Annotated in this window: 5 protein-coding genes; 4 read left to right on the top strand and 1 reads right to left on the bottom strand. The window is 52.5% G+C overall.

The window, feature by feature from the left end; all coding sequences use genetic code 11:
* The first annotated feature begins 318 nt into the window (after positions 1-318).
* Both ACYC56_RS12550 and ACYC56_RS12545 read left to right on the top strand, forming a co-directional pair.
* Positions 319-696 carry a hypothetical protein gene (locus ACYC56_RS12550; RefSeq protein WP_461374517.1) on the top strand — a complete coding sequence of 126 codons (378 nt, stop codon included), beginning with the start codon at positions 319-321 and terminating at the stop codon, positions 694-696.
* Positions 697-864: 168 nt separating this feature from the next.
* A complete protein-coding gene (locus ACYC56_RS12545; protein ID WP_461374516.1) occupies positions 865-1,620 on the top strand; it encodes a roadblock/LC7 domain-containing protein in 756 nt (251 codons plus the stop codon).
* 14 nt (positions 1,621-1,634) lie between these two features.
* On the opposite strand, the gene ACYC56_RS12540 is transcribed toward ACYC56_RS12545, so the two are convergent.
* Positions 1,635-2,639: a DUF4349 domain-containing protein gene (locus tag ACYC56_RS12540; protein ID WP_461374515.1), complete on the bottom strand. Its 1,005-nt coding sequence runs from the start codon at positions 2,637-2,639 to the stop codon at positions 1,635-1,637.
* 198 nt (positions 2,640-2,837) lie between these two features.
* Here ACYC56_RS12540 and ACYC56_RS12535 point away from each other — a divergent pair, with 198 nt between their 5' ends.
* Together ACYC56_RS12535 and ACYC56_RS12530 are read left to right on the top strand one after the other, a co-directional pair.
* On the top strand, positions 2,838-3,407 hold the full coding sequence (locus tag ACYC56_RS12535; protein ID WP_461374514.1) for an RNA polymerase sigma factor: 570 nt from the start codon (positions 2,838-2,840) through the stop codon (positions 3,405-3,407).
* 22 nt (positions 3,408-3,429) lie between these two features.
* Positions 3,430-4,396: anti-sigma factor family protein (locus ACYC56_RS12530; RefSeq protein WP_461374513.1), on the top strand; the 967-nt coding region annotated here is incomplete at its 3' end.

Below are 4,396 nucleotides of genomic sequence, written 5' to 3'. Positions count from 1 at the left end.
TGACTTAGCCGAGAGCTGGCGTTGGATATTACCGAGCGTGCCCATATATGCTACATCATTTACCGTTCTTATCATGCACAATTTCCTGCAAAGGTACGTCGTCACGAGCCCGGTTGTCACGTTAGCCATTAACCTTAACTTGGCAGATAAACAGACAGGGTTTAAAATGCAAATTTGGGAGCCGATAATATTAGTGCTTAAAAATATTCAAGTCCTTTCGGAATTACTATTTTTAATCTTAGTGCTGATCGGTCTTACGCGACAGTACAGGCTCTTCAAAGAGTTATCCAATAAACAATAGCGTTGGTGAACTAACTAATGAGCAAGAAACTGGAAAAAATCATAAAGAATTTTAATTGTAAAACAAAAACGTTGGCCTTGAAGATACTCGACTCGCCGATAAAGTGGGACCTACTTAACTTTTACCGAGCGAACCCCTTCTCTATTCATACAGCGCAAGGCCTGGCGAATATCATCGGCCGAAGCCCGGACCAGGTGTTTAGAGAGGCCGAGGAACTGGCATCCGCGTCTATCTTAAAACGGATCTCGCACAACGGCGATAAGACTTCGATTTACTCCTACGACCCGGCCCCGGAAGCCGCCTCGCTTATAAAAGTATTGTTCGAGCTTCACGGCGAGGAGCGCGACCTCTTAGAAAAACTCGAGCAGATGATAAAAGACAGCCAAAATAAGTGATGACACGCCTGGTGGTCTTACCACTGGTTGCTTTACATAACAACCCTCTCCAGCACCTAAAAGCCCCTATCAGGGGCTTAGTTTACATCTACCAGTACTTGGCAATTTATCCGATTGCCTGTAAACTAACATAAATACCCAGATTATTTCATCTCGTAGGAGGTTAATGTGGACGAGCGCGATTTTGCCGAGCTAATATCCGTGTTTTTAAAAGGTAACGAGCCGGATGAAACCCCTGAGGACAAGGCGAGCGACGAAACCGGTACCGCCGAAACGAAGCAGGCATCCAGCGAAGCCGAAATTCGAAAGAACATCATCGAAGCCCTCGCAGAAAAAATCAAGGGCTCTCAAAGCGCTGAGGATGCAGGCATAGAATCTCAGAGCAACGACCTGGAAGAACCGGAGTCTGCAGAAGAAGATACCCCTGAGCAGATATTCCCCGGGATAACCGGCAACGAAGAGCCGGGCGCTGAAGAGTTCGCAGTAAGCGAGCCCGCGCAAAACATATCCGACATCCTCGTTACAAAAGAGGAGGTCGATAAGCTTCTCAGCAAAAACGAGCCTGAAGAAATCGTCACATTGCAGCAGATTTTACATCGCTTCACGGATCTGGATGGGGTCATAGCCGTCCTTCTTGTAACAAGGGATGGCTTCACGGTCGATTTTTCCTCCAACATCGAACTCGACCTCGATATTATAAGCGCAGTCGTCGCAACCGGATTCGGTTCACTCGATAAAGTCGGCTATGAGCTTAACCAGGGTGCGCTTTCAACGGCAATGCTCGAATTCGAAAACGGCCCGGTGGTAATCGCACCGATCGTGCCCGACATCGCGTTGGTTGTCGTAGCCTCACAGTGGACCACTCTGGGCCGCATTCGTTGGGAGATCAAAAAACGCAGCGACGAACTTATTGCCAGCCTCTAATAGCGACGATCGGTCTACGATTGCACCGCATCGCGCCTTCTCGCGCCCATAATAACGCGGTAGAGCGCATAGCCGGTGCCGGTTAGAGCTGCAAGAGGAACCAGGTAACCCAGCAGAACCACGAAGATGGACAGCATCTTTGCGCTTGCATGCAGCGCACTACGGACCGCGTCGCCCAAACCCCAATTCTGCGCGCGTACGATTACCTGGGGCTCTGCCATATAAAGCCTGATCGTCGCATAGCTCGTGCGGTTATCGAGAAAAGTAAGACGACCGCTGATTCGCTCTATCTCCATCTGAATATCCGAGAGGTTGTTCTGGATGGTGATGCTCTCCTGGATGGTTGCGGCCTTCTTCATGAGACCAAGCATAACGGCCTGCTGGGCACGCCAGTTCCTCAGGCGGCTCTTTAAATCGACGTACTCGTCGGAAACATCCTCGCTTGAGATATCGACCGATTTCACCTTGCCGAGCTTCTTTAGCTCTGAGAGCACCGTTTCAAAATCCTGTGCGGGGATGCGCATCATGATCTCGCCGCTTGCGATCGCCTCCCCGGTCGCCGCGCTTTTTGATTGGCTGACATAGCCCCCGGCCTTTCGGGCACTAGCGATCGCACGCTCGTAGCTGCCATCAAACTTACCCTTTTTCACCTGCAGCTCGAGATTAGCGGTACGCACGATTTTCTCATCGATTGAAGGGATGGCGGGCTTGCTAAGAGCGACACTTGAAACAGCCGCCCCGCCGTAGTTCGATTTCGCGTCTGCGAACTGCTCAGGGGCACCGGCCCCCATGCTCGCACCCCCGTCATCGAACGTTCGGGGTCCGTTTGTAGCGCTATCTATGTCACGCGCCACCCCCTTTTCAACGGCGATGGCTGACGGGTTGGTCGTAGGCTGCGGATTTATAACCTGATCTTGCATACCTCCCTGGTACGCAGCAACCATGCCGTATACTACGAATCCGATCACCGCTACCGCGATGCCACCGGCAAGCGCCCATCTTACGCTTCTCTTTCTCATACATCCTCCTCGTATCTTGAAAAAACCGCTCGTTTATTGATCGAACAAGGCCCGCTGCCGGTAGGGCAGCCTTTGCGGCCAGGTCCTGCTCCCTTAGACGACATGATGGTGGTTTTTGTTCCTGGCACTATTTAGCGACCTCGATCTGTGATATTCTTTCAGCGGAAGTGCACAACAACCCAGGTATGGATGTGAGAAGTGCCGACACGCGTCACCGATCCGGACAAATCAATAGTAGAGCGCTATCTGGAAGGAGACACGAGTTCTTTTAATGAACTCGTCGGCCGGCATGAGCGTCCCATATATAACCTCGCTTACCGGATGGCCGGTAATCCAGCAGATGCCGCCGATCTCACGCAGGAGATATTTATTCACCTGTACAGAAAGCTCTCGAGTTTTCGCGGCGAGTCCGCCTTTTCCACGTGGCTGTATCGCCTGGCAGTTAATTACGGCAAGGACTGGCTGCAGAAAAAAGCGAGACAGGTAAAAACCGTGGAAATGGCCGAGGAGCTGCTTTCAAACGGGGGCGGCGGTCCGGGCCTCGCTTACGAGCAAAAAGAGGTGCAACGGCTGGTCCAGGCGGCCATCCTCGACCTGGAAGAAGATCAGCGCATCGCGGTTATCCTGCACGATATACAGGGATATGATTACAAAAGTATCGCCGAGCTAACAAACGTGCCGGTCGGCACGGTGAAATCGCGGTTATCGCGGGGCCGGCTAAAACTCGCCGAAAAGCTCGCCCCATTTGGGAACGACTTCATAAAATAGGCGTCTAAGTGGATGAGAGAGTATGGAATGTAAAGAGATTGTGGATTTGCTAACTGAATACATAGATGGCGAACTCAGCGAAACTGAGCGCCGGGTCGTGGACGGGCATCTAAAGGATTGCCCTGAATGCCGCGCTCAGTTTACAGCGATAAAGAGCGCCGTGTCCATGGTAAAAGGTATCGATACCCTCGAGGTCCCCGCCGAGCTTTCACGTGCCCTTCGTCAGATCGCACAAGACGCCTCAAAAGCCGCTCGACCGGCATCGCAAAGGCGCGGCTTTACCTTGCCTAAGCTGCAATACCTGGTGGCCAGCACCGCCGTTGCCGCCGTCGCCCTTATCGTATTGCTTACGCAAATCGATTTTGGCAGCCTCGAAAAGAACGCGGCGATGGACAGGGCAGCCCAAAAAAGCATGGCGCCGGCCGTCAGGCAACAACTGCCAACTGCAAACCAGACGTTTGAGGACGCCGGCCATGATGTCGACTCGGCGGGCAGCCGAGCACAAGATTCGGTAAACGGCAGCACGACCTATGGGAACGCCACGGCAAAAAGTGCGCCTGAAAACGACAAGCTTCCGTCAAGGAGCCTTCCGGGCACCACCAATGGTGATTGGCCTAAGGTTGTGGTTTCAAACAAGGCCTATAGCGCCGAATCGGCAAGTGACCTGCTTGATGATATCCGGAAAAAAACCGATGGCCTTTATACCGTAAAAGACGCACAAGCCAAGCGCAGTGCAGTTATGAGTACGCTGCTTAAGCGAATCACCGCAAGCGGCGGCAAAGGCGAGATGCTGCGAAGCCCGATCAACTCGCTCCTCGACGAGACGAAACGAGCGGCCCTGCCCGTTTACCTGGAGCGAGCCAAGTTCGATAAGCAGGAGTGCATGCTCATCATCATACGCTGGGGATTTGGCGGCGATAAAAACAGCCTTTACAAGGCAAGTCTCTACGTCACCGACCTCTCCGGCTGGAGCATTATTCACTACGAAT

Source organism: Candidatus Aquicultor sp., assembly GCF_054640775.1.
This window is presented reverse-complemented; position numbering and strand designations above follow the sequence as displayed.

Excerpts from the sequence above, each read along its gene's own strand:
- ACYC56_RS12540 (WP_461374515.1), bottom strand. The coding sequence starts at position 2,639 with ATGAGAAAGAGAAGCGTAAGATGGGCGCTTGCCGGTGGCATCGCGGTA.
- ACYC56_RS12550 (WP_461374517.1), top strand. The coding sequence starts at position 319 with ATGAGCAAGAAACTGGAAAAAATCATAAAGAATTTTAATTGTAAAACA.